This window comes from Pseudomonas sp. P5_A2_2, assembly GCF_054177685.1.
The window spans coordinates 1-3926 of the sequence record NZ_JBGCUL010000413.1 but is presented as its reverse complement, the minus strand read 5'-3'; the positions used below and the strand labels follow the sequence as shown (position 1 = coordinate 3926).

General features: G+C 61.2%; 3 protein-coding genes and 1 pseudogene. All 4 read right to left on the bottom strand.

Annotation, left to right across the window (positions count from 1 at the left end):
• Positions 1-707, bottom strand: a pseudogene (locus ACXRVY_RS19485) (hypothetical protein); the annotation flags it as partial.
• Between the two features lie 17 nt (positions 708-724).
• On the bottom strand, positions 725-1441 hold the full coding sequence (locus tag ACXRVY_RS19480; RefSeq protein ID WP_458238022.1) for a DUF5131 family protein: 717 nt from the start codon (positions 1439-1441) through the stop codon (positions 725-727).
• 2 nt (positions 1442-1443) lie between these two features.
• Positions 1444-1647: a hypothetical protein gene (locus tag ACXRVY_RS19475; protein WP_458238021.1), complete on the bottom strand. Its 204-nt coding sequence runs from the start codon at positions 1645-1647 to the stop codon at positions 1444-1446.
• 578 nt (positions 1648-2225) lie between these two features.
• The coding region (locus ACXRVY_RS19470) for a hypothetical protein (protein WP_458238020.1) at positions 2226-3926 on the bottom strand (1701 nt) is incomplete at its 5' end.

Here is a 3926-nt window from a genome sequence, read left to right as displayed (position 1 = left end):
TCGTAGCGCAACTCGAAAAGATCGAGCGTCGACAAGATCGCCTGCAGCGGTGACCGGAGTTCGTGGCTCACTTTCGACAAGAACTCGCTTTTCGCGGCGACGCTCTGAGCCATCGTTTCCAGCTTCACTTGCCGGAGGTCGAGTTCGCGCGACCTGTGTTGCATGCGAATCAAAGGGATGAACAGCGGTACGCCCAAGCCCAGGCAAGCGGCGATGAACGTGGCCGTTGCGCCGTGGAGATTCAGGAACCCCGTCGTCGACAACGCCACTGCGACGCTCGCAGTCGCGCATGCCCATTCCAACGCAAACACGCGCATACCAAAGCGAAATCCGCAGCGCGCGACGATGACGAGCAGCAACACAGACAGCCAGCCGAATACCTTGGGCTCGTACACGATCATCAAGACCGTGATGGGGGGATCTAGGATCAGAAAGAGATACTGGGCTGCAACACCCCCGTGCGGGCGCACCCGAAGCAGCACCAGATAGCCAAGGCTGGCCAGTGAGTAGCAAATGGTAATAAGCGGAATCAAGCTCAGGACTGGTTGCTCTGTCGCTCCAAGCTGCTGCCCGATCCAGAGGCCGAGGGGGACGATGAGTAGCCCCAACGCCGCGCGTTGAAATCCTCGCTGCCGTTCGTGCTCGGCGCGGTTCGGGACCCTGTGTGCCGCCAAGAATTCGAATAGTGACTGCAAGAGTCCGCGCATGGGCTTGCCTGACCTTTCTAGCGCGCCGTGCGCGGATGCTCTTGAACCGCGTAAGGGGCCGACTTGAGACCTAAAACGTGCGGGGTCTCCAGCCAGGCTGGAATGCCCCAGTACATCGCTTGTAACTTCACTGACATGACCCAATCGAGGGCGGGTGCTGATGCACCCGTCTCGGAGCTGATGATCACCCAGCTGATGCCTCTGAGGTCAAGGTCACCGAGGTCGTCGAGCACCGGTGTCGCCAGAATGAATCGCAGCTTCGCCGGAATGCGCCTGAGTTGCGCCAGGCCATGGCATGCACTCTCAGGCCCCGACACTTTGGCACCGATCCAGACATTGTCGTAGCCCGCACCCCAGTCGGGCGGCAGGGCTGCCGCTATGTCCGATGGGCCGCTCGTCAGGACCATCCAGTCCAACTCCGGTGTTCTGCGCACGAGCGACCAGAACCGGCTTCGCTCGATTTCGCCGACGCCACTGGCCAGGGCGTGACACCAGGGGCCGGCGAAGACGCGTTGCCGGCGTCCTTCGTGACCAAACGCGAATGCCTCGGCGCTCTCGTTCCAGGACGCCGCAGCCCGCTCGTCACCAACGATGGCGTCATGCATCAGGCCTGCGACGTTGCCGCGGGCGCAACTGACGCTGCGCGCCTGCGACAACCATGGGTTGAATATGCGGTCAGCCCATGACACGTAGCGCTTCGTCGCCGGAGCTGCGAAGTGAACTTGTGCTTGCATGCTCAACCTCCAGCCTTGGCGCCGACCTGTCCAGCGATCTGGTCGAGTGGGGCGTCGCTGCGTGAAATCCATTCGCGCCCCGCCGCCACGCTGATTCCTTCACTCAAGTTGGCGAACTCGAGTAGAGGGCGACGCTCAACACGAAACCCCGGCCGACAAACATTGCGGCAATCAATCCCAAGGCAGGCTTCTTGAAAGCGGTTCATGTAACTCTCTGTTATCAATTAGTGATACTTTGTGTCCTGATGGCATTTACTAGTTCGACTTGCGTAAGTCGATGCCGCCCAGAAAGTTACCATAGTTGATATTTTGTGCGCGTGAAACCCCTACATTGCTGGGCGATGGAATCGCCTCAAATCGACGCTTTTCGACATTTCTAAGCATCTGGAAAGCAATCAATGTTCGCAAGAGGCCGTGAGACAGTCGTCGCCCTGCGAATGCGCTCGGACGCACAAAGTGAGGATTACTCGGTGCCCGCTTCGGGCTCGCGCCTTGTCGGTCGGTCGCGGCGGGACTCACCGCCTCGTCGGCGCCTCCCCAAGCCAACGTGCGATACGCACGGAGCACGCCGGCGCCGTGCCTGATGTCGGCCCGACGGATCGAGGAAGGCTTTACTGGAGACCCGTCAGAGCGTCTGGCGTACGGGTGCGCACGACCGCCATGGCGTCCCGCGGCCAGACAGCCCGCAGCGTCCTCTCAAGCAAATGTGGATTTGCCTCTTTGCTTGATCCGCGCGGGGGACGGGCGCCGCGAGGCGGTGTCCTTGGGGCGCTCAATAGGCAGACTACCTAGCGCCATATGCAAGCCATGACGCCTCGAGCAATCGACTCAGTTGTCGGACTTCGCCAGCATCGCCGGGCTTGCGGGTCTCAATCCAGGCACGGATAGACAAACCTTTCGCTCGCGCTTCCCACGCGGATTCGACCACGTCGCGATCCCGCTCCGCACTCGAATTGGCGCTTCGAGTACGCCAGTCGCGAACGAATCGAACAGCGGTTGCGACGTCCATCGGAATGCTGCCATCCATCTCGGTCCATATCAATCGCGCAGGGATCGAGTCCAATGCCGCTTCGATTTCATCGCTCAGTGCTTTTGCGTTCAGTTTTTCTTGTGCTTGCGCACGTCGCGCAGCTTCAACATCTCTCGTCTCTGCGTCGGCCAAGCGTTGCGCCTCTCGGTTGGCTCGTCGACCCTTGTCGGCATAGGCGGTCGTGCCAAATTCTTGACTCAGCCCGCGCGCCATCTCGGGGAAGAGCGTCCCGAGCACCTCGTCCCACGTGGACGGACGCGCGAAAGCGGTCTCGCCGTCCCGGATCGATTGCGTGATCTGCTCTCGACAGGCGGCCAGGGCCGCTGCATCGTGATCTGCCATTGACGGACGGTATGCGTGAACGGCCAGCAGGATTAGGCTGGCGAAACGTCTTTCGTCGCCCTGTCCTTCGAGAGCACCACGCAGCGCTTCATACGAGAGCCCGGCCGGCCTGCTTGCAAGTGCGGCCGCTCGAATGCGGTCCAGCCTCTGCAGGATGCCGCCCGCGCCGGAGAACTCGCGATCGCCGAGTTGCTTAACGCCTCGCTCCTTGAGAAGCGCCGCCATCTCCTCCGGGCGCCAGGCACTTCCATCGCCTGCCACGCAGCTGCGCCCGAGCCAACTCTCGCGAAGGGCGCCAAGATATTCTTGCAGCGCTTGCGCAACAGGAATCCCGCGAAACCAGTCCGTCCTTCGCCGCGACTGGATGAGCTCTTCTTCGATCTGGGCGGAAGCGATCGCAAGCCCTTCAAGCGCGCGAGCCCGTTGTCGTTGCAGTTCCGGGTGATTGATCCACCTCTTGTTCGTCGGGTCGCCTAAGACCATCGACTTCAGCCGCGCCGTCGTCATGCGTCCACCGACATTGACCAAGTCGATGTCGAACTCTATGCAGCCTAAGCCGCGCTCTTGGACCAGTGCTCGTTTCGTATCACCGACCCGGTGCGTCACTGCGACCTCGACCATCAATTCCATCGGCGCGAATCGCGTTGCACTGTCAACGGCTTGGCACATGACGTCGGGGACCATGCCACCCAAGTTGTATTCAACTCGAACGTCGGACAGTTCCAGCGTCATGGCCGGAATCGAGACCGCACGCTTCTCGTCACGTCCGTTTGGCATGCGCTGAGTGATGACTTCATGGACAGCCGGTGTGAGTAGCTGGCCGGCCGCAGCCAGCATCTCCTTGATCACCCAATGCAGGACACTCTCCGATCTCTGCATCGGGGTCAATCCGTCCGGCATCAAGTAGCCTTCCGGTGCGAGATCTACCAGCCTGCGCGCCTCCTCTTCGGCCTTTGCGAGTGCCTCCGCCTCGAGAACGCCATCATCCCAGTGGCGCTCCCAACAAAGCCACTGGCCGTCCAGTTGCGCGTGGCGAAGAATCTTGTCCGGCGGCCATGTTGATGGCCGTCCAGTTGCGCGTGGCGAAGAATCTTGTCCGGCGGCCATGTTGAT